This window comes from Haloferula sp. BvORR071, from assembly GCF_000739615.1.
Lineage (GTDB): Bacteria > Verrucomicrobiota > Verrucomicrobiia > Verrucomicrobiales > Akkermansiaceae > Haloferula.
The window spans coordinates 109,332-130,620 of record NZ_BATP01000019.1 but is presented as its reverse complement, the minus strand read 5'-3'; the positions used below and the strand labels follow the sequence as shown (position 1 = coordinate 130,620).

General features: G+C 61.7%; 29 protein-coding genes. 13 read left to right on the top strand and 16 right to left on the bottom strand.

Translation table 11 applies throughout. The features are described from left to right. Positions 1-102 precede the first annotated feature (102 nt). Genes BV071_RS08865 through BV071_RS08845 form a run of 5 tightly spaced genes read right to left on the bottom strand, consistent with a single transcriptional unit; the run spans position 103 to position 4,273 of the window. Positions 103-420, bottom strand: coding sequence for a hypothetical protein (locus tag BV071_RS08865; RefSeq protein ID WP_035605129.1), 318 nt, complete (start codon positions 418-420; stop codon positions 103-105). Between the two features lie 11 nt (positions 421-431). Then, on the bottom strand, positions 432-839 hold the full coding sequence (locus BV071_RS08860; RefSeq protein WP_052573080.1) for a 4Fe-4S binding protein: 408 nt from the start codon (positions 837-839) through the stop codon (positions 432-434). Beyond that, positions 836-1,651 (bottom strand): nitrate reductase cytochrome c-type subunit, encoded by an 816-nt coding sequence (locus BV071_RS32715; protein WP_052573079.1) that lies wholly within the window; start codon positions 1,649-1,651, stop codon positions 836-838. The genes BV071_RS08860 and BV071_RS32715 overlap by 4 nt, the downstream gene beginning before the upstream one ends. Positions 1,652-1,654: 3 nt before the next feature. Beyond that, positions 1,655-4,036, bottom strand: coding sequence for a molybdopterin-dependent oxidoreductase (locus BV071_RS08850; RefSeq protein ID WP_035605127.1), 2,382 nt, complete (start codon positions 4,034-4,036; stop codon positions 1,655-1,657). Between the two features lie 12 nt (positions 4,037-4,048). Next, a complete protein-coding gene (locus tag BV071_RS08845; protein WP_265594238.1) occupies positions 4,049-4,273 on the bottom strand; it encodes a hypothetical protein in 225 nt (74 codons plus the stop codon). A gap of 177 nt (positions 4,274-4,450) precedes the next feature. On the opposite strand from BV071_RS08845, the gene BV071_RS08840 reads away from it, so the two are divergent. The 3 genes from BV071_RS08840 to dsrP are packed head-to-tail and all read left to right on the top strand — an operon-like array spanning position 4,451 to position 7,359. Next, on the top strand, positions 4,451-5,104 hold the full coding sequence (locus tag BV071_RS08840) for a hypothetical protein (RefSeq protein ID WP_052573078.1): 654 nt from the start codon (positions 4,451-4,453) through the stop codon (positions 5,102-5,104). Positions 5,105-5,108: 4 nt separating this feature from the next. Continuing rightward, on the top strand, positions 5,109-6,071 hold the full coding sequence (locus BV071_RS08835; protein WP_035605122.1) for a 4Fe-4S dicluster domain-containing protein: 963 nt from the start codon (positions 5,109-5,111) through the stop codon (positions 6,069-6,071). A gap of 7 nt (positions 6,072-6,078) precedes the next feature. After that, positions 6,079-7,359, top strand: coding sequence for a sulfate reduction electron transfer complex DsrMKJOP subunit DsrP (gene dsrP / locus BV071_RS08830; RefSeq protein ID WP_052573077.1), 1,281 nt, complete (start codon positions 6,079-6,081; stop codon positions 7,357-7,359). Positions 7,360-7,545: 186 nt separating this feature from the next. Here dsrP and BV071_RS08825 read toward each other — a convergent pair whose 3' ends face one another. From BV071_RS08825 to BV071_RS08775, 11 genes are all read right to left on the bottom strand, one after another. Beyond that, a complete protein-coding gene (locus tag BV071_RS08825) occupies positions 7,546-8,208 on the bottom strand; it encodes a hypothetical protein (RefSeq protein WP_035605120.1) in 663 nt (220 codons plus the stop codon). Then, positions 8,205-9,080 (bottom strand): nucleotidyltransferase, encoded by an 876-nt coding sequence (locus tag BV071_RS08820; RefSeq protein WP_052573076.1) that lies wholly within the window; start codon positions 9,078-9,080, stop codon positions 8,205-8,207. The genes BV071_RS08825 and BV071_RS08820 overlap by 4 nt, the downstream gene beginning before the upstream one ends. 30 nt (positions 9,081-9,110) lie before the next feature. Then, positions 9,111-9,350: a hypothetical protein gene (locus tag BV071_RS08815; RefSeq protein ID WP_035605119.1), complete on the bottom strand. Its 240-nt coding sequence runs from the start codon at positions 9,348-9,350 to the stop codon at positions 9,111-9,113. Beyond that, complete coding sequence (locus BV071_RS08810; RefSeq protein WP_035605116.1) at positions 9,347-9,598, bottom strand: hypothetical protein; 252 nt, start codon at positions 9,596-9,598, stop codon at positions 9,347-9,349. The genes BV071_RS08815 and BV071_RS08810 overlap by 4 nt, the downstream gene beginning before the upstream one ends. A 52-nt stretch (positions 9,599-9,650) precedes the next feature. Continuing rightward, on the bottom strand, positions 9,651-10,322 hold the full coding sequence (locus BV071_RS08805) for a hypothetical protein (RefSeq protein ID WP_265594237.1): 672 nt from the start codon (positions 10,320-10,322) through the stop codon (positions 9,651-9,653). Between the two features lie 323 nt (positions 10,323-10,645). Further along, positions 10,646-11,188 carry a helix-turn-helix domain-containing protein gene (locus BV071_RS08800; RefSeq protein ID WP_035605110.1) on the bottom strand — a complete coding sequence of 181 codons (543 nt, stop codon included), beginning with the start codon at positions 11,186-11,188 and terminating at the stop codon, positions 10,646-10,648. A gap of 4 nt (positions 11,189-11,192) precedes the next feature. Next, on the bottom strand, positions 11,193-12,020 hold the full coding sequence (locus BV071_RS08795; RefSeq protein WP_035605108.1) for a hypothetical protein: 828 nt from the start codon (positions 12,018-12,020) through the stop codon (positions 11,193-11,195). A 17-nt stretch (positions 12,021-12,037) separates the two neighbouring features. Next, on the bottom strand, positions 12,038-12,307 hold the full coding sequence (locus BV071_RS08790; protein WP_035605105.1) for a hypothetical protein: 270 nt from the start codon (positions 12,305-12,307) through the stop codon (positions 12,038-12,040). A 230-nt stretch (positions 12,308-12,537) separates the two neighbouring features. Next, positions 12,538-13,209: a hypothetical protein gene (locus tag BV071_RS08785; RefSeq protein ID WP_265594236.1), complete on the bottom strand. Its 672-nt coding sequence runs from the start codon at positions 13,207-13,209 to the stop codon at positions 12,538-12,540. 19 nt (positions 13,210-13,228) lie between these two features. Next, on the bottom strand, positions 13,229-13,477 hold the full coding sequence (locus BV071_RS08780) for a hypothetical protein (protein WP_035605099.1): 249 nt from the start codon (positions 13,475-13,477) through the stop codon (positions 13,229-13,231). A gap of 11 nt (positions 13,478-13,488) precedes the next feature. Next, positions 13,489-13,728: a hypothetical protein gene (locus BV071_RS08775; RefSeq protein WP_035605096.1), complete on the bottom strand. Its 240-nt coding sequence runs from the start codon at positions 13,726-13,728 to the stop codon at positions 13,489-13,491. Positions 13,729-13,834: 106 nt separating this feature from the next. Between BV071_RS08775 and BV071_RS08770 the strand changes: the two genes are divergently transcribed. The 10 genes from BV071_RS08770 (at position 13,835) to BV071_RS08720 (ending at position 21,287) form a co-directional block, all read left to right on the top strand. Next, positions 13,835-14,161 (top strand): helix-turn-helix domain-containing protein, encoded by a 327-nt coding sequence (locus tag BV071_RS08770; RefSeq protein ID WP_035605092.1) that lies wholly within the window; start codon positions 13,835-13,837, stop codon positions 14,159-14,161. Between the two features lie 110 nt (positions 14,162-14,271). Beyond that, entirely contained in the window at positions 14,272-14,520 is a 249-nt protein-coding gene (locus tag BV071_RS08765) for a hypothetical protein (protein WP_035605090.1), read from the top strand. A 44-nt stretch (positions 14,521-14,564) separates the two neighbouring features. Beyond that, positions 14,565-14,990: a hypothetical protein gene (locus BV071_RS08760; protein WP_265594235.1), complete on the top strand. Its 426-nt coding sequence runs from the start codon at positions 14,565-14,567 to the stop codon at positions 14,988-14,990. A gap of 79 nt (positions 14,991-15,069) precedes the next feature. Further along, positions 15,070-15,705 (top strand): hypothetical protein, encoded by a 636-nt coding sequence (locus BV071_RS08755; protein WP_035605085.1) that lies wholly within the window; start codon positions 15,070-15,072, stop codon positions 15,703-15,705. A 9-nt stretch (positions 15,706-15,714) separates the two neighbouring features. Next, complete coding sequence (locus BV071_RS08750; protein WP_035605084.1) at positions 15,715-16,830, top strand: hypothetical protein; 1,116 nt, start codon at positions 15,715-15,717, stop codon at positions 16,828-16,830. A gap of 43 nt (positions 16,831-16,873) precedes the next feature. Continuing rightward, on the top strand, positions 16,874-17,164 hold the full coding sequence (locus BV071_RS08745; protein WP_035605082.1) for a hypothetical protein: 291 nt from the start codon (positions 16,874-16,876) through the stop codon (positions 17,162-17,164). Beyond that, positions 17,164-18,735, top strand: a complete 1,572-nt coding sequence (locus tag BV071_RS08740) for a hypothetical protein (protein WP_035605080.1) — start codon at positions 17,164-17,166, stop codon at positions 18,733-18,735. The genes BV071_RS08745 and BV071_RS08740 overlap by 1 nt, the downstream gene beginning before the upstream one ends. Positions 18,736-18,765: 30 nt before the next feature. Continuing rightward, positions 18,766-19,347, top strand: a complete 582-nt coding sequence (locus tag BV071_RS32710) for an HK97 gp10 family phage protein (RefSeq protein WP_052573075.1) — start codon at positions 18,766-18,768, stop codon at positions 19,345-19,347. Positions 19,348-20,003: 656 nt separating this feature from the next. After that, positions 20,004-20,708, top strand: a complete 705-nt coding sequence (locus BV071_RS08725) for a hypothetical protein (protein WP_265594234.1) — start codon at positions 20,004-20,006, stop codon at positions 20,706-20,708. Between the two features lie 78 nt (positions 20,709-20,786). Beyond that, the gene (locus BV071_RS08720) at positions 20,787-21,287 is read left to right on the top strand and encodes a hypothetical protein (RefSeq protein ID WP_265594233.1); all 501 of its coding nucleotides are present in this window, start codon (positions 20,787-20,789) and stop codon (positions 21,285-21,287) included. Positions 21,288-21,289 lie beyond the last annotated feature (2 nt).

Genomic DNA, 21,289 nt, shown 5'->3' with positions numbered 1-21,289 from the left:
AAAAACCCAAGAGTGGCCGGCGGATCGGGTTCCGCCGGCCATTTCTTTTTTCAACCTCATGGAAATCACCGCAGCAGGCCGCGCTTTCAGGCGCGCCAGCTCTCACGAAAACCGATGCTCGATCCGGACAATCCGGAACCGGCCATCCGGCAGCGGCATCAGCGTGTCCCACCAGGTTTGCCCCTCGTGAATGTAACGCACCTGCAGCCCACGGAGCGCGCGCGAGGCCAGGAGCTCAAACGCCTCCTCGAGCTTCAGTGAGGACTCGCCGCCTTCGACGTACCCCGGCGCAAATTTCGGGATGATCTCGATGATCCGGGCGTGCTTGCCCAGATCCGCAAAGAGTTGGCGCAAGGTGATCTCGTCGATCTCAGACTGGTGCAGATCAGGCAGCGGCGGTGAGTCGGGTGAGTCGGACATGGGAAGCTGGTTCACGCAAGCATGGAGCCCGGCGCGGTCTCGTCGACCGTCTTCCCGATCATGCCCGGGCGTGGTTTGCGTGAGACGAAGAAGACGGCCTTCTTCGGTGCCGGGCAGACATCATGGCAAACCCGGCAGCCCGTACAGAGATCCGGCACGATGCTCGGTTTGCCATCCTTTGTGGTGATGGCGCCCGGCACAGGGCAGCGCTCGGCGCACACGGAGCAAAAGCTGCCCTGATAGGCGAGGCAGAAGCGGTCCAGAATTAGCGCCAGTTCGCCGCTCGCCGGCGGCGGCTGCGGCAGGGGAACCGGCTCAGGTGATGCGGTCGTGGGCGCCGGTTCCTGCTTCGTCTCCTGATGGCTGCGGCCAAACAAGGAGCGGAACATCTCGCGGCGGCTGACAGGGCGCGGGTTCATGGGGTAGTGGCGGCTGGCGGGCTGTTAGGCAGGCGCTCCCGGTTATCGAGCGCGGCATTCGGCGCATGGCATTGCAGGCAATTCTGCCGCGCGGGATGCGAAGTCCGGATCGCCTGTTCACGCCCCGGACCGTGGCAGCTCATGCAATTCTGCCGCATCCACAGCTGGTGCGGAACGGTCGGTGGTGCACCGGGATAGGCACGGGTGCCCGGCCCGGCGGGCCCGCTCCCTTGGAATGCGGAGGGCACCACCAGCCTTGCCCGCTCCGCTTCGGTGAAGCGGCGCAAGCCATTGGCCGGCACGTGGCATTGGGTGCAGTTGGAGAAGTAAGGATGGCTGATGGTCGCGGGCCGTTTGCTGCCGATCATCAGTGCGGCCTCCGTTGAGTGACAGCTCATGCAAGCGCTCACGCTGAGCTGGTCGATCTCGTGCGGAATCGTCGGCGGCGCGCCATCGTAGGTCCGGCGCGCGGCGCGGGCATCCAGTGCCGCGGCCAGCTGCTCCGCATTCAGCGGCACTTGCGGTCCCGGATCGGGCGGGACCTGGGGAAGCGTCTTCAGGCTAAAACTCCAATCGCGGTTGGCCAGCCACGGGGCCTTGGGGATCTCGCCGTAGCGTGGTGCCGTCGGCACTTGCGATTCGTGCGGCGGCTGGTGTTCCGGCAGCTTGACCGGCTCAAGCGCTTCCCGTGCCTCGGTCTCGCGCATGCTGCGGAAGGCCGCCGAGATCGCCGCAATCGAGACCACCAGCATCAGCACCGCCAGGGTCCGGCGGTGCTGCTGGAAGTAGGACTCGATGGGATACTGGTCCATGGCTCAGGCCTTGCGGATGCGGGCGGCGCACTTCTTGTAGTCGGGCTCCTTCGAGATCGGGCAGAAGACATCGAGCGTCAGCAGGTTCGCCAGGCGCTTCTCATCGAAGAAGGGCACGAAGATGCTGCCCTTCGGCGGCCGGGATCGGCCGTTGAGCCAAGCCGTGAGGATCAAGTCGCCCCGGCGAGTGCTCAGAGTGATCTTGTCGCCATTGGCGATGCCTGCGGCGGCAGCGTCTTCCGGGTGCAGCTCCGCGTAGGCATTCGGCATCGCACCGCGGAGCTGCGGCACCCGCATGGTCATCGTGCCGGTGTGCCAGTGTTCCAGCACGCGGCCCGTGCAGAGCCAGAAGGGATACTCCTGGTCCGGCTCTTCAGGGTGCTTCTCGTAGGGGCAGAACCAGATCTGTGCACGGCCATCGTGGGTGGGGGAGTGGTAGAAATCGATTCCGCTACCCTTCTTCACGAAGGGATCGTCGAACTCGGCGAAGCGGAAGCGGGTCTCGCGGTAGCTGCCATCCGGCTGCTCCACCACCGGCCAGCGCAGTCCGGTGTGCTTGGCCAGCTCGTCATAGGGCGCCACGTGCTTGTGCTTTAGGTGCGTCAGCGGGCGGTAGTCCTCGTACAGGACACGGTCCACATTGATGTCGTGGAAGTGGGCATAGTCCCAGACCGGGATCTCCTTCCCCGCCTCATCGGTGATGCGGAACAGGAAGTTGCCATCCTTGTCCTTCATTCCGGGATGCCCGAGGTCGTGCAGCTTCCGTGCGATCGCGAGGATGATCCACAGGTCCTCACGCGCTTCACCGGGTGGCTCGATCATCTTGAACCACTGCTGGGTGCGGCGCTCGGAGTTCCCGTAGACACCATTCTTCTCCACCCATAGCGCGGCGGGTAGGACCAGGTCCGCCAGCTCGGTGGTGGCGGTTGGATAGACGTCGGAGACGATCAGGAATTTGCCGGCCTGCTTGGCTTGGAACAGCTTTTTGAGATTCGGCAGGGACTGGCCGGGATTGGTGCACTGCACCAGGATCGTGCGGATGTCGCCGCCCTTGTCCGCGGGCGTGCAGAACTTTTCCCACATCAGCACCGTGTGATAGCCGATCGTCTCCTTGATCCGCCCAGCCGGGACCTTCCAATGCTCCTCGCACTCCTTGCGGTGCTCGGGATTGGCGATCAGACGGCCACCGGGCAGGGTGTGGCAGAGCGTGCCGACCTCGCGCGCGGTGCCGCAGGCGGAAGGTTGGCCGGTGAGGGAAGTCGGCGCATTGCCGGGCGAGCCGAATTTGCCGCTGAAGAGGTGGATGCCATGCACCAGGCGGTTGATCGCCGTGGCGCGGGTGTGCTGGTTCAGGCCCATGCACCAGGTGGAGGTGATCTTGAGCTTGGGATCCGCGAACAAGTCGCCTAACAGGCGCAACTGCTCGACCGGCAGGCCGGAGATCTGGCTCACCTTCTCCGGTGTGTAGTCCGCGACCTTCTTCTTGAACTCGTCGAAGGAGATCGCCACGCCATCGAGGGTCGGCTTGGTGATATCGGCATCGGCGCGGAAGGCGCAGTGCTTGTCCACGAAGTCCTTGTTCCAGGCACCGCGCTCGATCAGCTGCTGGTAGATGCAGCAGGCGATCGCGAGGTCGCTCTGCGGGCGGAACTCGAGGTAGTGATCGGCAAACTCTGTGGTCCGCGTGCGGCGGGTGCCGAGATCGACCAGGGTGACCTTCTCGCCGCGGGTGCGGCGGTCGATGAAGCGTGAGAACAGCACCGGGTGCATCTCCGCCATGTTGTTGCCCCACAGCACCAGCACGTCGCAGGTGTCCAGGTCATCGTAGCAGCCGGCCGGTTCATCCACGCCGTAGGTGGAGAGGAAGCCGGTGACGGCGGAGGCCATGCAGAGCCGGGCATTGGGCTCGAGGTGGTTGTTCGAGAGCCCGGCGCGCATCAGCTTCTGGGCGGCGTAGCCTTCGGGAATGGTCCACTGGCCGGAGCCGTAGATCGCGAACTGCTCCGGCGCCTCCATGATCTTGCTCGCTGCCAGTTCGATCGCATCCTCCCATGAGATCGGCTCGAGCACGCCGTTGCGGCGCAGCATCGGCTGTTTCAGGCGGTCCTGTCCGTAAAGGATACCTCCGACGTGGTAGCCCTTCACGCATAGAAGGCCCTTGTTCACCGGCGCATCCGGATGGCCGGCGATCGCGACCACCTTGCCCTCGCGCACCCCGACCTTCACATGGCAGCCGGTGCCGCAAAACCGGCAGGGTGCCTTGTTCCACTCGATGCCATTGGCTGGGGCTTCAACCGCGGCGGCACCCGCGCGCTGGCGGGCGGCGGCGCTGGCGGCGGCCAGTGCGGTGGCCTTCAGAAAATTTCGGCGCTCAAGGCTGCTCATCGCGATTAGGGGTCAAGGGCTTGGTTCATCGAGGCTCACCAGGATCACGTTGACCTGCTCCACGCCGGGTAGACTCTCCAGCCACGCGTGCAGCTCCCGGGCTTCTTGGTCATCGCGGCTTTCCACCGCCACACCCAGCCAGCGCTCATGGCGTTCACCGCACTCGATGCCCGCATGCGCAGCGATCGACTCGAGCGCATGCGAAGCAGGGCCAGGGTCAGCAGATAGCGTTACCATGAGTCCATTGACGGGCATGGGATGAAATATCGCAGCCTTGAAAGATTCAGGCACAGTCCCGTCAACACAAGCAAAAATGCTGAGGTTTGCCTTGATGGGGATGACCTCATTCGCTAACCCAATAGAAGAGAGAAGCTGGGAAAAAGTTATCTATCAAAATCCCGGATACCATCGCGCATGGCTGGAGAAGCACGCATAGGCAAAATCGCGTTCGGCGGTGTGATCGCCCTGATTGGCGTGGTCTTCGTCGGCGTGCTGGTCTGGACTTGGCTGGCCCGCAACGACCTGAAGCCGGGACCCAAGGCGGAGGAACCGTCCACACCCGCGGTGATCCATCCCGTGACCATTCGCACCCCGGCCGGGATCCCGCGGGTGGCCACCGGGGAGGTGGATAGCCAGGGCCAGCCGGTGACGATCGCCTGCGCGACCTGCCATGATACCCGCCAGCCGAACTACGAGACTCGTAGTGGCACCACGCTCAAGGATTTCCACCAGGGTCTCCATTTCGCGCATGGCAACCAGAGCTGCCTGAGCTGCCACAATGCGACTGACTACGATACCCTGAAGCAGGCAGACGGCCGACCGCTCGAATTTTCCCAGACCCTGATGCTCTGCGCACAGTGCCATGGGCCCCAGTTCCGCGACTATCAGAATGGCAGCCACGGCGGCATGCAGGGTCACTGGGACCTCACCCGCGGCGGACGCACCCGCAACACCTGCACGGATTGCCACGATCCCCATCATCCTGCCTACCCGGAGGTAATGCCCGTCTTCCCGCCGAAGATGGTGCGTGGCGAAACCATCACGCCTCACGGCGAAAACCATCCATGAAGCCATGAGTGAACCATCAGGAGAATGTGGATCCGGCTGCGGCTGCAAGGGCGGGGGAGACGACAAGCTCTTCTCGCGCCGCAACCTGATCAAGGGCGCGGGCATCACCCTCGGTGCTGCGGCCTTCGCCAAGGCCCTCTCGCCGCTGGCCCACTGGACGCGTGAGGCCACCTCGGTCGATGAGTTCCTGCAAAAGCACTACCGCGAGTTGACCAAGGTCGATCTCGAGGTGGTCTTCCGTCGTCTCGAACGCGAGGCAAAGCAACAGTACGGCGCGGACGTCACCATCTCCGACCACCGCCCGCAGGCCGGCGTGAAATTCGGCTACGCGCTCAATCTCAGCATCTGCATCGGCTGCCGCCGCTGTGCGGAGGCCTGCCATCACGAGAATAATCACGACCGCGCCACCAGCAACTCCTACATCCGCGTGCTGGAGATGACCAAGGGCTCGATGGACATGGAGAAAGGCAACGTCCACTACGACCATCCCGTGCCGCATCCGGACAAGTTCTACATGCCGGTGCAGTGCCAGCAGTGCGATAATCCTCCCTGTGTGGATGTCTGCCCGGTGGAAGCGACCTGGAAGGAAGCGGACGGCATCGTGGTCGTCGACTACAACTGGTGCATCGGCTGCCGCTATTGCGAGGCCGCCTGCCCCTATCACGCGCGCCGCTTCAACTGGACCAAGCCAGTGATCCCGAAGGAGGAGATCAATCCCAAGCAGTCCTACCTCAGCAACCGAATCCGTCCACAGGGAGTGATGGAGAAGTGCACCTTCTGCCTGCACCGTACCCGCGAGGGCCGCATGCCTGCCTGCCTCGAGGCCTGTCCGACTGGTGCCCGCGTCTTCGGCAACCTGCTCGACCCGGATTCCGAGATCCGCAAGGTGATCGAGAACAAGCGGGTGTTCGTCCTCAAGGAGGAGCTGGGGACCAAGCCGAGTTTCTTCTATTTCTTCGACGAGTGAACCGCCCATGAACGTGAACGACACCACGGCCAACCCGGCGGAGCCGGAGCCGCACGATGCGCGCTTCCACGCTACCAGCTACATGAAGTTTCTCCGGCTGGCCTTCCGGCTCGCCACGGAGGGCAGCTGGATTTTCTACCTGTGGATGATCGTGTTGACCTGCATCGCCTTGGTCGGCACCCACGCCTGGGCGGTGCAGGTGCGCGACGGCATGGCGGTGACCGCCATGACCGACCATGTTTCCTGGGGTCTCTACATCGCGAACTTCACCTTCATCGTGGGTCTCGCCGCCGGCGGGGTGATGATGGTGATCCCGGCCTACATCTATCATGACCGGGACATGCACGACACGGTCATCATCGGCGAGCTGCTGGCCATCGCCTCGATCGTAATGTGCCTGCTCTTCGTGGTCGTGGACCTCGGCCGGCCGGACCGCTTCTGGCACATCATGCCCTTCGTCGGGAAGTTCCACTGGCCGGTCTCGATGCTCACTTGGGATGTCATCGTGCTCAATGGCTACCTGCTGCTGAACCTGCACATCTGCGGTTACCTCCTCTACAAGCGCTTCCTCGGTGAGGCTCCCGACCGCAAATGGTACATTCCCTTCGTCTTCCTCAGCATCGCTTGGGCGATCTCGATCCACACGGTCACCGCCTTCCTTTACTCCGGGCTCGGCGGTCGTCCCTTCTGGAATACTGCGTTGCTTGCTCCGCGTTTCCTCACCTCCGCCTTCGTCGCCGGCCCCGCCTTCATCATCGTCGTCCTGCAAATCATCCGCCGCATCACGAAGACCAAGACCAAGATCGGCGAGGGCTCGATCCGCACGCTCGCCGGCATCATGCGCATCACGATCCTGATCAATCTGCTCATGCTGGTGTCAGAGATCTTCACTTCCTTCTACACCGGCGGCGCGCATGGCGTCTCGGCCAAGTACCTCTACTTCGGGCATCACGGTCACCACGCGCTGATGCCATGGATCTGGACCTCCGCCGTCTTCATGATCATCGCCGCCGTGCTCTTGCTCCGGCCGCGCATCCACGAACACCTCTGGACTCTCGATATCGCCTGCGTCCTCGCCTTCATCGCCATCTGGATCGAGAAGGGCATGGGCCTGATCATCCCCGGCTTCATCCCTTCGACGCTCCACGAGTGGGTCGAGTACCTGCCCAGCGCCACCGAGTGGAAGATCACCGCCGGCATCTGGGCTGGCGGGCTCATGGTCTACACCCTCCTCCTTAAGATCGCGATCCCGGTCTTCGCCGGCACGGTCAGCAGCCGCAAACCCTGAAGCCAATCCCCTCACGATATCCCGGCCCACTTCCGTGTACGTAAAGCCGCAGACGATCTGGTAAATTTCCGCAAGGATCTGGTAAAAATGACCCTTTTCCCTCAGCCGTGCAACGGGGCTGCATCGGCGCTTTTAGACCCTTGCAAGACCGCTGCAAGGCATCGCAGCAGGTCCCACAGTCGCTCCCTACGCGCCTGGGCCGGGGTGGCTAGGCATTTCGGGGTGCAGCGCATCAAGAGGCTTCGCGTCGGAAAACTCAAGCCGGATGTCGCCAGTGGTCGGGATCGGCCGCCGGTTAGTCCAATAGCTGCCTTCCAGCTTCTTCCCGGTGGATTGGCTGAAGCGTAGCATGCAGGCACCCTCGTGGACGTTGCTCCGCTCTCTTACCCGTTCGTCTGGGACGTTCCGGTAGCAGTAATACAGCTCGATCAATGAAGGGTCCTTCGGATCAACCCGAACCTCTTCGGCGAAGCTCGTGCTGATGCTTTCCCCGGTGCGCTGCGTGCAGCTCACCGTCAGGAGAGTCTGGTAAATGGAAAGCTGCGTGGGGATGGCATCCGGCCGCTGGCCGGTTTCCGGATTGACCCAGTTTGAGTAGAGATTCCCACGCCAAGTGCCGTGGATGACCGGCACCGTCACTAGGCAGCCCCGCCACAGGGGCCACTTCCAAATCCACTTGTAGAAGGCGATCCAGAGCAGCAGCTCAACCGAGACCGCCTTGGAGAAGAGGGCAAGCAGCGATCCGGCTCCATTCACGTTCGAAAGCCCCAAGGCCTCGAAGAGAAAGGCAAGCCCGATGAAGATGCCCAAGGCAAACGAGATTGCTCCGCGATGGTTCAGGCTGTTCATGCAAAACCGAGTTTATTCCAAGCTGCCACAAGGAATGCCTGCGCATGCTCTCGTGTCCATTGGCTGTGGTCTCCAAACAGCGGCTTGATATGGTTCACTTCGACAGGGGATGACGGGCCGACCGCGATGGAATGGGCGGCGATGATCAATTGGCGGATCGTCTCAGTCCACGACGGCAGCATGAAAACCGAATTGTCTACGTTGTAGACGAGACTCTCGATTTGGAAGGAGGGCGCGAACTTTACCGATTCGTCGCCCCGCTCGCGGAGATAGTTGCGCGTCCTCTTCATGATCCTCACTGCACGCTTATAGTAGCGGTTCGTCGCGTTGTTTTTCGCGATTCCGTTGGCAAGAGCCTGCTTCGGATAGTTGACGATCCGCTTCCCGCCATCGGGGTCGAGGGCAACCCCCTCAATGGTGGGTGAAAAGTTGTAATTCCGGTAGAGGATGGTTGGCACCGCGTCGGCATGGACGCGGTAGGTATTGTCCCGAATGGTGTATGCTTTGGAGCCGGGCGTGACGTCGTCTTGCCCAAAGTAGGAAACCAGAGCGCGCCCAACCCTCGCACGGAATTCGCGTGAGCTTATGGGCGCAGCGCCACGGTAGCCATATTCCTCCATGGTCCTCCCTGGGGGCAGGCCGAGGCCCACCGTCTCTTCAAAACAGATGCAGACGTCAACGTCGCTATCCCGCCGGACATTGGTGTTCGCCGCCCACGAGCCCTGCGCGAAGACCGAGATGTCAAGATTCGTTAACTCAGAGGAAGCTTTGATTGCTTTGCGGATGGCAGTCTCGGCATTCACGCACTGCTCCTCTTCGGTGTCGCTGGCGCGCTTGGTCCAAGTGCTGAACGTGTTTTCCCAGTCGGGCATGCTGCAATCCTAGGTAGACTCCCCCGCTCGTCAAGAGGGTGCCTGGATCGCCTCCGCCCACCATTCCCCATACCAGGGAAACTCCGGATCATCGCTGCACTGATAGATGGTCTCATCCGCTTTCGCCACGAAGAGAGCCCCAGAGTCCGGCTTGGTATAATCGAAGATCACCTGGAGAGCGCGCCATTCATCAAGAGGGTCCTGTCTCCACCAATACCAACCCGGCGCGGTGGGGACGAAGGCAGGGGCTCCCGTGGCTGGCTCGGTCATCGCCGGGTGTTCCTCTCAATCCGGTGCAGCGTCCGCAGAAGGACCGCGAAGGCCCACGCGCCGCTTCCGGAAAGCGCGCCCGCTGCCAACCCGATGAACATGCCCTGCGCGCCTGCCGCTTGCAGCCCTTGCACCACGCCGCCTACCACGCTGAGGCCAGCGAGAACAAACAGCACGAGGACAATGATCGGCTCGTCATCTCCCTTGGCGGGAGCGGCATCGCGGGGAAGCGCGCGGGTATCTTTCATGGCGCGTGCCTTCTAGCAGGACTGCGGGAAGCGGTCGATGGGAAAGCGCGTGCTAGTCCGCAGCTCCCAGCTCGCTGCGCAGATCGGAAAGCACCCGGCCAATCTCCCTCTCCGCACGCTGGAAAGCGGCGGCGCTATCACCTGAACCTTCTACCTGACGCTCCGTCTCGCGCCCCTTGCCCCGCACGCCGTTCAAGAGCCTTGCTTGGCTTACTCCGGAGAGCTTGTCCCGCAGGATCTCCAGCAAGCGCCCTCTGCCCTCTTCTGTGGCTTCGGAAGGACGCACGCTCAGCAGCGCGATTGCTTCGCCATCATCCGCCAGACGGGCTTTGCAGGCCTCGTGGCAGGCAATGAGATTGTCAGCCGTGTCTTCCGAGATCCCGAGCACCGTCCGGCACCATTGCCCCCAAGTGCCCGCCCGCTCACTGGCGGCGAGCCTCCGCCCGCTGCCTGCATGGCCAAGCTCCCTCTTAGCATGGCCAAGCTCCGCACCGCAAAGGATCCTCTCTGGCAGATCTGGCCGCAGGGCTTGCTTGAACAAAGAGCGTATGGCCCCGAGCCGGTCTGCTGGCTGCTGCACCTTCGCGCGAGGCTTCGCCGCAGCCTTGGGCTTGATCGCTCCCGAGGACTTGCGGGCATCTCCAGCAAGTAGCGCTCGCAGGGTGACGCCTTCCAGCTTGCTGCCAAGTATCGCCAGCAGTTCCGAGCGCGAAGCGTTATCCATTTCCGATGGCCGCAGCTTCAGCAACTGGCTGGCGCGACGATCAGCGGCAAGCCGGGCCTTGGACGACTCAAAGGCCTTGATGCATCGATTACCGGAGTCATCGCAGATCCCAATCTTGGCACGGCACCACTCGCCCCACGTCCGTGCTGACGTGTCAGGAAATCGCCGAGTCTGAGCGCCGCCGCGCCGCTGCCAAGAACCCTTCCCGACAAAGCCCAATTCTGCCTTCACTCTGCTAAGCTCAGAGCCTAGCAGAATGGTCTCTGCCAACATCGGGCGGATAGCCGCCCGGCGGTCCAGGCCTATCCCTTCAAGGAAACTGCTCATAAAGTCTGCTCCTTAGCTGTTTTCTCTTTAAGCCTGCGAAGCTCGACCAACGTCGGCATTAGCCTCGCGAGATTGTCTACACTCCAGCCCTTTGGGTGCCCGCTGCCGCCATCGCTTGGGGGAACGTCGTAGCCGGGAATCCGCCACTTCTTGGCACCGGTCTCCCGCCACTTCTGCCAGCGCTTACACAGCGCCTTATGGAGGCTGGCCGGCTTCGTGGAGTGATCGGCTAAGAAGACCGATTCAACATGCCGCCGGAAGGCCGGTGGCAAGCCGCTGTCCTCACGCTTGCGACCGTCGATCAGACCTCGCCACCCAGTCGCCCGATAGCGGGCAAGATACCGGTTCACGGCGCTCCCGGAGGTGTGCATGGCTTTGGCGGCTTTCGCGACCGTCGCGCCCTTCTTCCCTTTGCCAGCGCCTTCGATTTCGAGAATGAAGGAAAGGCGCAACAGCACTGAAAAGCGCACCTTGCTAGACAGCTCGGCGAAGGCCTCCGGATTGTCGATTGACTTCAATAGGGCTGGGTCCTCGCTCATGGGTTCAGTCGCGGTATTCCGGAAATCGCTTTGCAATCACCCTCTCCACATCCTTGAGCATCGCAGCAGGCTCGCCTGTGATCAGCTCGCGAAGCCGGTCGCGCATTTCGAGAAGGCCGGTCTGTGTCGGATCTGAGCCGTGGAGGGGAAGGCAATGGAGCGAGATCTGGTAAGTCTGGTCAGTGCGGAAGCTGGCAGCGCGCTTGGTAAAGTCGTAGGTCAGGCCATCCAAGACGCCGAATAAATTTAACGCCATTTGCTCGCCGGTGAGCTTGGAATTGTCCTTCCGGTGCGCGGACGTATCCCCGCCCGCTATCTTGTGCTGTGCTTTCGCCAGCTTCAGTTCATAGAGAAGCTGCGCTTGGGTCTCCCCTTCCACCAGCCGGTCAACCATCTTGGCCAGCTTCTCGCGCTGCGCTTCGGTCATACCCGCAGGCTTCATGTCCATCAGTGCCAGCATCGCCTTTTGGCCGCCCTGCTTCTTCAGCCGCAGCTTGGCGGCTTCATAGCACTTGATCATGTTGTTGGCGGTCATGTCGGAGATCCCAAGCTCCGCATCGCACCATTGCTCCCATGTCTTGCCGTGGGCGCGCCGGGTGTTCTCGTCAAGCTGATGCTGGGGCCTGCGACCCGAGCCGAGAAACCCAAGCTCCAGCTTCAAGGTGAGCAGCTCATGCCCTAGCATGACTTGGGCCCCGATAGCCACGCGGAGAGCATGCTTGATCCCCTCCCTCAGCTCACGCGCACGGCTCCAGTCCGGAGGCTTGGATTCCCCTGTGAGTTCCAGGAACGGCTCTCCTGCTTTCAGGGCGGTCTTCTTTGGTCGCGGCATAATGATGGATGCTTCTGTTAGAAAAGTTCAGGCTGCTGCGGATCGTCGATCAGTTCGACCAGCACGCGGGCCAGCCTCGGGGGCAGGCCTCTCTCGCGCAGACCGCGCGCAACCTTGGACAGGGCGGTATTGAATACCTCGTGGACGGTGGCCTCTCCGATCTCGGCGCGGCGCGCCAATTCGGCCAAGCTCACCTCGCCCGGCTGTGGTCCCTCCCCGCACCGCTGCTCCAGCTCCAGTTGTAGCAGGGCGGCATCCAGCTTGGCGGCGGTGAGATCGGTGATCATGGCGGGGCAAATTCGGATCCTTAGTCGTTCAAGACCTTCCGGGACGGCTTTGTTTCAGCATAGCAGGTGCGGTGCATCGGCGGCCTTGGTCAGGATCTGTTGGCATTCAGGAGCGGCATATTTCCCATCCTACCACGCGCACTCGGCGCTGTTCATTTTGCAGCCGTAGCGGGGTTTTCGCGGTGCGCGCTGTGGATTGGTGAGCATTCCGGGACGGCATAAGGTCAACCTTAGCAGAAAGCCGGGGCGCTGTTCATTTTCCGGATTCCCGGGCCTTTCTGCACCTTCTGCCGCTCTTCCAAGCTGGGAAATCGCTCCCCCTCTTGAACCATCTCGGCGCGTTCGAAAGCCGCGCGCTCCGCAGGCAGCGGCAGGCGGATGCAGCGGCACCAGCAATCCTCCACCGTGAAGGGGAAGCATTCCTCGTAGACCTCACCGTCTTCCCACCAGTCGCCTGTCAGGCCGATCACCTGGGCGCTCGCGGTGGAGTGCGGCAGAGCGCTCACCCGCCCCGCCTTGTCGCCCCATACCACGATCTCGCCGTGATACATGCGCGTCACCGGAGCGACTCGCCGCATGGCCTTCGCCTCCGCATGGGTGAAGGTGAAGCGCTGGGCCGGGCCGTCGTTCACGTCCCACTTCTGCGCCCATACCGTGCGCGCGTAGACCCGCCGGATCAGGAAGGCTTCGCCCGCCTCATTGAGCAGGATCTGCCGCCAGTGGAGTGGCACGCTCTCGTCTAGCCGCTCTGCCTCCCGCTGGTGCTTGCGGACCTTCAGCCCGATCCTGCATGCTTGCTGGATCAGTGCTGCGGGGGTCATCTTCAGACCCTCCGCCACCTCTTCGCATGCTTGGAAGAGATCGGAGCCGATCGTCAATTGAATCCAAGAATTCCTTTTCATGGATAGTTGGGTTGGGGATTTACAGTTGAGTGGCCAGCCGTGGCCGCACGGACTTGAAGACCTCTTGCAACCGCTCTGCGGTCGCATCCTTCAGCAGCTCGATTCCGAATACTTCCGTCTCGGAAAACGGCGTCTTGGCCGGGCCGCTGCTGGTGTCCGTGGTCGCGCGATCTGTCAGCAGGGCCAGCAGCCCGACCGATTGCGCTATGGCTTGTTCAAGCTCCGTCTCCAGATCGACTGGAGTCGGCGTCGGCAGTGGAGTAAGCATGGCTCGATTTCTCATGGCTTCTTGGCGGCTGGGGTTTCCACGGTTTCTCCCTTTTCGCGGGCAGGCAGGGCCAAGATCGCGGCCAGCAGCCGCTTGCTCTCCCGCCGTCCGTTGAGGACCTCAGAAACGTGCTGATAGCCCACGCCCAGCAGCGGGGCGGCGGAGCGGTAGGACCACCCTTGGGCAAAGAAATGCCTCCGGGCGGCGGCGATGGCGCGGGAGACCCGCGGTTTTTTTGGTGTAAATGGCATGGTCAATTTGGTTAGGTTTCTCACGCGTTCGTTTGGCAAGTGTGCCCGCGAACATCGCCCAAATGGAACATGTTCCATTTGGGATGGCAAGAAATGCATTTCCCAAATGGAGGATTTTACCAGCCGCCTGAATTCAGCGATCGAACGCACTGGAATGAACCAGTCGCGCTTCGCTGAGAAGGCGGGGGTAGGGACTTCACTAATCAGCAAGTGGCTCGCAGGAACTCAGATGCCGAAGAGCGAACAGCTCTTGAGCTTGGCCACCACCGCCGGAGTCAGCATGGAGTGGCTGCTGACCGGCCGACAGCCCGAGGGTGGATCAGAAGCCGCTTTGATGAAGCGGCTTGGGGAGATGGAGCAACGCGCTAAAGCCGCCGAGCAGGACCTAGCAGACCTCCGCCGCAAGCTGGCAGAGTTGGCCAAGAAGCGCTGAGGCGGCGACCAGGAGCGGCAATTAAAGAACAAATCGTGTGTTCTTTCCGGCCTTCCGGCGGCGACTAGGAGGCCGCCGAATCCCTCCGAGTCCCCGTGCCATCATGGGGAATGGCTCACTTCCCCGCAGTCACCCCGCTTGAACAGGACTGGATTGGTCCCCGGCGGCATCTCTACGTTTACCTAGGCCGCCCAGGCATTGGCAAGAAGGCCAAGCGCACCATGGCCCGCCGCGAGCGCCGGAGATCCCGCGTCCTGGCATTCGTTCCCTACGATGACCAGGACATCACCCACGCCACCGGCCCTTTCACTCCGGCCTATCACGCCACCGGCGACTGGAACGGCACCCTTGGGCAATGATGAAAACCGCCGAGGGGGCATGCGATGCTGAGGAAGTTCCAGCCATGCTAAACGAACTCACCGCCCTCAAGATCCAAGCGGGCCTCTTGGCCCTCGCGCATGACCAGCTCACCGGCGACGCACCGCCGCCTGGACAAGTCAGCCTCTCCCTGATCGCCGAATACTGCGGCGTTTCGGAAGGGGTCATTCAATACGTTCAGCGCCTCGCCCTGGCCAAGATCCTCCGCGGCCTGATCAAGGCCGATGCCTTGCCTGAACAATACCAGGGCAAGCGGGCCATGATCTTCGCCATCGTCGAAACGCGTCAGGAGCCCGCAGAAGCGCAGGCACCCCTTTTCCGGCACTCTGTCCCGTCCGGGCGCGGGGGACGCGCTGACGGCGCGTTGCAACGGCTTTGCAACGGGTGCGGCGGTGATCGAGCCCCCCACATGCAGGCCGGAACGGCTCAACCCCACGGAATCGACGCATGATCCTAACACCTCATCGCCCCGCGAGGGCATTCGTAGCGCCGTCAATCTCCACCCTTCGAACCCCGACACCACAACAGCAATGGCACTGAAATTGATAGGGCAGGCAGGCAGAGCCCTGGATGCCGCCGAGCGGACACCCGCGCTCCTGAAAATCCGGGACCTGAGCTTGCGCTTTGAGGCGATGGCCGATGATTCACTGACCTGGACGGCGCGCACGCAGGACCTTGCGGGAAGCATGACCATCCTTCCCGACTTTGAGCAGGCGGTCTCCCTGTATCACGATGGCGTGCGGATCTTCCACGGCCACGTGAGCGATCCGAAGGATCTTTTGCGAGGCACTCGCGTGACGGTGCTCGGGCCATGGTGGTGGCTGCGGAGAACGCAGCTAACACAAAGCGCCGCCGGTATCGACAAGCCGACGATGGAGTTCCCGCAGCAGACGGTGAAGGCCAGCATTACGCAGCTCCTCACGAGGGCGATTGCAAAGGGCGTGCCGATGCGGATTGGCACGATTGCCGACACTCTGACGGTGCCGAAGCAGAATTATAGCGAGGCAAGCTTCGCAGACATCCTGGCGGAGCTGCTGAAGCTGGTTCCGGATGCGGTGGGCTGGTGGGATTACAGCGGGAATGGCTTGCCTGCCTTCAATGTGACCCGCCGGGCGGATGCGGTGCCGGTGACCTATGGATTGAACCAATTGGTCGAGCCTTACTAGGTGTCGGCAATGGGGGAACTGGTGGCAAGCCGGGTGGAACTGACCTACTACACGCGCAGCGGGACAGGTCTGCCAACTCCCCAGGTGCAGGCGGATGGCGTGGCGGCTCCGGGCAAGGTGCAGGTCATCGCGATCAGTGGACCGGAGCGCGATACCTTCGTGCCAAAGGATGACTTGGATAGCTTCGACGTGCAGACAGTGAATGCCAACGTCACGATTGGCACGCTCCGGCCGACGATACTCTCCATGCTGCCGGAGGTGGTCACGAGCCGCGCCGGATTCGCCGGGAAGCCGGGAGGGACGGATGTGACCTTGGCCAATGGCGAGACCTTGGATTTCGACGACAACAAGAATCCTTCCAGCGTGGGAAGTAGTTTCTCCCTCACGATGCCAGCGCTCACCATGGTGGACGCGGCCACAGGCGCTGCTGTCAGCCGTATAGGCAAGAATCTGGTGATCACTCCGGATGCGCCAGACTGGCTTTCCTTGCCCGGCATGCAGCGGGTGAAGCTCAGCGGCCGGATCTACGTGTTGGCCGCGCAGACCTCAGCCAAGAGTCCCTATGGTGTCAGCGATAACATCGACTCCGCGCCGCCGCCAGCATGGGCGAACGCCTTCCCCTGGTCGCTGAAGCAATCCATGACGCGGAGCGGAGATCCGCCGCCGTATTGGATGAGCATCACGACGTTCCCGCAGCCGAGCTTCTACATCCGGCATCAAAACCAGTTGTGGGCGTTGGATTTCGAGATCGAAGCCGTGGTAACCACGACCGCCTATGCCGCACTGACGAGCTTCTACAAGCCACCGGAATTCGAATATCTGACACCGCCTGCGAACATGGCGAAGGCCCTGCGGTCGATGCAGTCCTGGACACCATGCCGGGGCACCCTGACGCGAAAGGGAAAGGAACTCTGCAACGGTGCGCAGATGCTGAACTGCAAGTTCAACTTGAGCGGCGCGCGCGCTGCGTTGGCGACGATGGGGGCGCTTCCCAAGGCGGTCAGCTACGACTTCAGGAGCAAGGAACTCAGCATCGAGTTGGGGCCGCCGTCGCGCTTCGACACCCGCAGTCTCGCGCAGAGGTTCCGCCAACCAGCCCAGACCAACATCACCTACACACCGTAACCCACGGACGCGGCCTTTACCGCGGCACTTCTAGAATCACCTCATGAATTATCAATTCCCACCAGATCGAAGCGGCCCCACGGACGGCGAGCGCATCGCCGCCGCTATCGCCACAACCCGAGCTGCCATCGCGAATGCCGACAAGAGCATGTCGGAGCTGGGTGACAAGCTCGCCAACCTGCGGCGAGCCGTTTCCAGCGGGCAAGAGCACATCAACACGATGGAAGCTCTGGCAGCCCATATCGTGGACCTCCGCGCAAATGCCATCGCTCAACTCGAAGATCTCCAAACCCGCTTGGCGGAACACCAGCGCCAGCACAGCTCCCGAAACTAATGGCGGACGATAAACTCACATACGAGCTGACCTTCAAAACGAGATCAGAGGGCACCGGAGCCGCTGAGACCGTCAAGGCCATGCGGGACATCCGCAGCGAGACGGATCGGCTCAACTCCCTGTCCACCGCGGAGAAGACCCGGGCCAATGTGATCGCACAGTATGACCTGGACGCGGCGCTGGCCAAAAACACCAACACCACCAAGGCGGCGGTGCGGAGCCAAGCGGATCTGGACGTGCAGCAGGCCAAGGCGAAGCAGACTGTCCGGCAGATCCGTGAGGAACTGGCTCTAACGGAGCCGATGCAAAAGCGGTTCAATGCTGCGAACATGGCAGCGGCAGGGGGCATGAACGCGGCGAAAGGTGCCGGACAGAACCTTTCCTATCAGCTCCAGGACATCGCCGTTCAGCTCGGCTCAGGCGTGAAGCTGAGCACCGCGCTTGGCCAGCAATTGCCGCAGCTCCTCAGCGGCTTCGGGGCGAAGGGAGCGGCGGCCGGCGCGGCCATCTCCATCGGCTTCATGGTCTACAACCTGATCTCCATGAAAAAGGAGACGGACGAGGCCAAGGAGAAGGCCAAGGAGATGAAAGAAGCGCTTGAGGATCTGATAAACCTGAAAGCGCATGAATCCACGGAGGCCTATGCCGAGTCAGTGAGGCATGCCACCCAGGTTGTAAACAATCTGGCCCAAGCCCAGCTCAACTGGCTTGCCGTTGCCACTCAAGTCGCAGATGCGAACCGCAGCGAGGCCCAAAGCCAGGACGACGCCGCAGCAGCAGCTCTGCGCTACCTCGCCGCCACCACCGGTGCCGATGTCTCCGCACAGATGGCGGCATTGGAGCGGAAGAAGATCGCCCGCGAAGCGGAGGAGGCCACCGACCATGCAAATGCGAAAGTCCAAGAGCAAATCGACAAATACGAGTCGCTCCGTGAAGAGATGGCCCGCGTGAAGCAAGACGCGGCCGACATGGAGAAGGCGCGGCCGGGTTTGGATCAGCAAGCCAGCGATCTTCAGAAGGAGATAGCCTCCCGGGAGCGGCGGGGCAAGGACACCTCCGGGGTGGAATTGAAGCTGAAAGAGACCTTGGACAAAGCGGCGGAAATGGACGCCATGCTAAAAGCGGTGCCTGCCGAAATGAATCGGATCACGGAGGAGATGGCCACCACTGGCACCGCCATTGATCAGGCCCGCGAAGTCCAGAAGTCCGAAGTGAAGGCCATCAATGCAGAGATGGAATCCAAGCTTACCAGCTCGGAGTTTGATCAGGCAGTCACGGAGAACCGCAACCTGTCAGGCAAGCTGAACGGTGCTCTTGGCATGTTCGAGATCTCCACTCCTCAGCAGGCCGCAGCCGCGGAGACGATCCGCCAGAGCGCCGCCGATGGAGTGATCACCGCAGAGGAAGCCAAGAAAAACAGCGAGGCCCTCAAGACGCTGCTGCCTTCGGTCAACAAGACCATGGCAGGCAATACCGATGTCGTGATGCAGCTCATCAAGGCAATGGAGGGGATGGATGCCAAGCAGCGCGAGATGAAGGCGAAGGTGGACGGCCTGCTAAACCGTCAATAGCCCGCCAGCCTCCAGCAAGACAACTGACCCATGAAAATTGAAGTACAGACCAGCAAGGAAGCCGAGCGGATCGAGAAGCTCGTGGCCAAATTCCAAACGCTACCCTCTGAGGCTTTCGAAGCGCTCATGTATGAGATTGGCTTGGCCTCGCTTTTGGCCGCGTCGGCCGCCGTCAAGCAGCGCTTCCGGGGGAAGGGCCCTTTCCCCGTTTCGGAGAACAGGCTTGGCGTGAAAAGCGGCCGCCTGAGCCAGTCGATCCGCTGCACCAAGCCGCAAGTGAACCTTCGCACGGGCGAGATTACCGTGAGCTTTGGCAGCAATGTGGTTTACTTCGCCGCGCACGAGTTCGGCTTCAATGGATCAATCGGCGTGAAAGCCCACCAACGGAAGGAGAAGAAGCCGAGAGGCCGCCTCAGGAAGTCAGCCCAGGCCGCCGCGAAGGAAGCAGCCAAGCCGCTGAAGATTGTCGAGATTCGCGCTCACAACCGTCGAATGAAAGTGCCAGCACGCCGTCCACTCGGCACGCACCTTGAATCCGAACCCACCAGGGTGGCTTTCCTTCTCGCCCTCAAGAGAGGCATGCAGCGCGCCGTTAAGTCCCTGAGTTCATGATCTGAGAGGGCATCGCCGTCCTGTATCACGCTATCCGAGCAAGCCCCTATCCCAACTTGATCCTCGGTTCACGCGTACCCGCTTGGCTCCGCTCGGAGGCTTTGGATAGCATTCGAACTTGCAGCCATGGCAGCCGATCTTGCTCGTTTGGCCCTCGCGTTGGAGCAAGGAAAGCCTGCGTTCCCCGAAACAATGCGGGCAGGCTGGCACGGATGGGCGGCCGGATCCTTGCTTAGGCTGATAGACGACAAGTCCGTCTCGAACCTCGGTCGCCTCATAGTCCGCTGCAATCGCGTCCCACTGCTTGAATGTATCCAGGTCCTGTTGAAGCAACTTCCGCGCTGCTTCCAGCTCCTCGAACTTCAGATTTGCATCAATGGCCTTTGCTTGAAGTCCCAGGATAACCTCTTGCAGGTTGATCACCACATCCTGGACCATAGCTTGGTCTCCAGCACTCTTCAGTCCCTTCACAATATCGGAGAGCGCGCGGGTGCCGGACAGAAGGGCGGATATCTCAGCGATCATGCAACGATCCCATCCGGGGACTGCCGCCAGTCAAGGGGAAAGGCGAACATGTGAAGCAAGCGCCCCGGATCTTACATTTCGTGGGCCAGATCGTAATTGAACGCGTCGCAATCGCTTCTAGCATACCGCACGTGAATCCGCCATTCGATCCGGGAAGCGCCGCCGTGGGGGCAGCGGCAGTGGCCTCAGTCGTGAGCATGACCGACATACCCAAGGAAGCGTGGATCACCCTGGCACAAAATGCCTCCGATATCGTTAAGGACTTTTTGGCTCCGCTTACCTCCACGACATCGGGCCTAGGCCGGGTCATCTCCGAGAAGTTCACTAGCAAGGTCGAGCTGGAAAAGGTGCTCTGTGCGGACACCTTGCGCCGAACACAGGAGCGGCTTCTAGCGAGTGGCAAAGCCCTCCAGGGCTCGTTTGATCCATCGGTTGTCATCCCCGCTTTGGATGAGTGCGGTAGACAGCGAGATGAGGAAATCCGGGAGATGTGGGCGGCCATTCTCGCCGAGGAGCTAACCGAGGGAGGTATCCATCCCGAACTCGTTCGAGCCCTCTCCCGTTTGACCAAGTTCGAAGTGGAGAAGCTCAGGGAAATCAGCACCGCAGAATATCTAATGACGATGGTTTTGCGGCGTGGCGAAAACCACGATTCAGCCCCAGCTCAGTTCAATTTCCTCTTAGGGGATCGCAATCCCAACGGCAGTTTGCGGAACCATATTCTGGTGGTTACGGGCCTAGCTTCGCAAGACAAGTGGGGATGGATGGAACTCACCATTCTGGGCAGACGCCTCTTGGAGATCGTCGATACAAAATGCGACTCTTCCCACACCTAGCCCCTCAAAATCATCCGGCCGCCAGTCCACCCGACACTCTGGAATCGACGTGCGGGGATAGTTTGTTACGGTCGCGTTGTGGAGGAGCAACAATCGTTGTTTGCGGAGGATAGGGAAAGGGAACGGAGGAGCCGGATCTACGGGACGCCGGAATTCAAGAAGCGCTATCAGCAGTACATCCGTTCAAAGGAGTGGAAGGCTTTGCGGCTTCAAGTCATCCAGCGCTGTGGCGGCCTCTGCGAGCGCTGCCGGGAGAAACCAAAGCGACTGGAGATCCACCATCTCACCTATGACCGGTTCGGCGATGAGCTGCTCACCGATCTGCAAGCGCTCTGCTTCGGTCGCTGCCATGGCGAGGCCGACAAGGAGAGGGAGCGCAGCGTTGCCAATCGACGTGAAGAGCGGGGCGAAAATGCCCGGATTGAAGCAGCCAGAGATACTTATTTCACCAAGATCTATGGGGGGGACTGGGAACGACACTGGCTCTCCGACCCTGAGCGCATGGACCGGCAGTTTGACGATTGGCTGGAGCGAAAGGAGATGGCAGACGATGGCCGCTCCGACTACTACGGCCGCTAGAC

Excerpts from the sequence above, each read along its gene's own strand:
- BV071_RS08865 (WP_035605129.1), bottom strand. The coding sequence starts at position 420 with ATGTCCGACTCACCCGACTCACCGCCGCTGCCTGATCTGCACCAGTCT.
- BV071_RS08860 (WP_052573080.1), bottom strand. The coding sequence starts at position 839 with ATGAACCCGCGCCCTGTCAGCCGCCGCGAGATGTTCCGCTCCTTGTTT.
- BV071_RS32715 (WP_052573079.1), bottom strand. The coding sequence starts at position 1,651 with ATGGACCAGTATCCCATCGAGTCCTACTTCCAGCAGCACCGCCGGACC.
- BV071_RS08850 (WP_035605127.1), bottom strand. The coding sequence starts at position 4,036 with ATGAGCAGCCTTGAGCGCCGAAATTTTCTGAAGGCCACCGCACTGGCC.
- BV071_RS08845 (WP_265594238.1), bottom strand. The coding sequence starts at position 4,273 with ATGGTAACGCTATCTGCTGACCCTGGCCCTGCTTCGCATGCGCTCGAG.
- BV071_RS08840 (WP_052573078.1), top strand. The coding sequence starts at position 4,451 with ATGGCTGGAGAAGCACGCATAGGCAAAATCGCGTTCGGCGGTGTGATC.
- BV071_RS08835 (WP_035605122.1), top strand. The coding sequence starts at position 5,109 with ATGAGTGAACCATCAGGAGAATGTGGATCCGGCTGCGGCTGCAAGGGC.
- dsrP (WP_052573077.1), top strand. The coding sequence starts at position 6,079 with ATGAACGTGAACGACACCACGGCCAACCCGGCGGAGCCGGAGCCGCAC.
- BV071_RS08825 (WP_035605120.1), bottom strand. The coding sequence starts at position 8,208 with ATGAACAGCCTGAACCATCGCGGAGCAATCTCGTTTGCCTTGGGCATC.
- BV071_RS08820 (WP_052573076.1), bottom strand. The coding sequence starts at position 9,080 with ATGCCCGACTGGGAAAACACGTTCAGCACTTGGACCAAGCGCGCCAGC.
- BV071_RS08815 (WP_035605119.1), bottom strand. The coding sequence starts at position 9,350 with ATGACCGAGCCAGCCACGGGAGCCCCTGCCTTCGTCCCCACCGCGCCG.
- BV071_RS08810 (WP_035605116.1), bottom strand. The coding sequence starts at position 9,598 with ATGAAAGATACCCGCGCGCTTCCCCGCGATGCCGCTCCCGCCAAGGGA.
- BV071_RS08805 (WP_265594237.1), bottom strand. The coding sequence starts at position 10,322 with ATGGATAACGCTTCGCGCTCGGAACTGCTGGCGATACTTGGCAGCAAG.
- BV071_RS08800 (WP_035605110.1), bottom strand. The coding sequence starts at position 11,188 with ATGAGCGAGGACCCAGCCCTATTGAAGTCAATCGACAATCCGGAGGCC.
- BV071_RS08795 (WP_035605108.1), bottom strand. The coding sequence starts at position 12,020 with ATGCCGCGACCAAAGAAGACCGCCCTGAAAGCAGGAGAGCCGTTCCTG.
- BV071_RS08790 (WP_035605105.1), bottom strand. The coding sequence starts at position 12,307 with ATGATCACCGATCTCACCGCCGCCAAGCTGGATGCCGCCCTGCTACAA.
- BV071_RS08785 (WP_265594236.1), bottom strand. The coding sequence starts at position 13,209 with ATGAAAAGGAATTCTTGGATTCAATTGACGATCGGCTCCGATCTCTTC.
- BV071_RS08780 (WP_035605099.1), bottom strand. The coding sequence starts at position 13,477 with ATGCTTACTCCACTGCCGACGCCGACTCCAGTCGATCTGGAGACGGAG.
- BV071_RS08775 (WP_035605096.1), bottom strand. The coding sequence starts at position 13,728 with ATGCCATTTACACCAAAAAAACCGCGGGTCTCCCGCGCCATCGCCGCC.
- BV071_RS08770 (WP_035605092.1), top strand. The coding sequence starts at position 13,835 with ATGGAGGATTTTACCAGCCGCCTGAATTCAGCGATCGAACGCACTGGA.
- BV071_RS08765 (WP_035605090.1), top strand. The coding sequence starts at position 14,272 with ATGGCTCACTTCCCCGCAGTCACCCCGCTTGAACAGGACTGGATTGGT.
- BV071_RS08760 (WP_265594235.1), top strand. The coding sequence starts at position 14,565 with ATGCTAAACGAACTCACCGCCCTCAAGATCCAAGCGGGCCTCTTGGCC.
- BV071_RS08755 (WP_035605085.1), top strand. The coding sequence starts at position 15,070 with ATGGCACTGAAATTGATAGGGCAGGCAGGCAGAGCCCTGGATGCCGCC.
- BV071_RS08750 (WP_035605084.1), top strand. The coding sequence starts at position 15,715 with ATGGGGGAACTGGTGGCAAGCCGGGTGGAACTGACCTACTACACGCGC.
- BV071_RS08745 (WP_035605082.1), top strand. The coding sequence starts at position 16,874 with ATGAATTATCAATTCCCACCAGATCGAAGCGGCCCCACGGACGGCGAG.
- BV071_RS08740 (WP_035605080.1), top strand. The coding sequence starts at position 17,164 with ATGGCGGACGATAAACTCACATACGAGCTGACCTTCAAAACGAGATCA.
- BV071_RS32710 (WP_052573075.1), top strand. The coding sequence starts at position 18,766 with ATGAAAATTGAAGTACAGACCAGCAAGGAAGCCGAGCGGATCGAGAAG.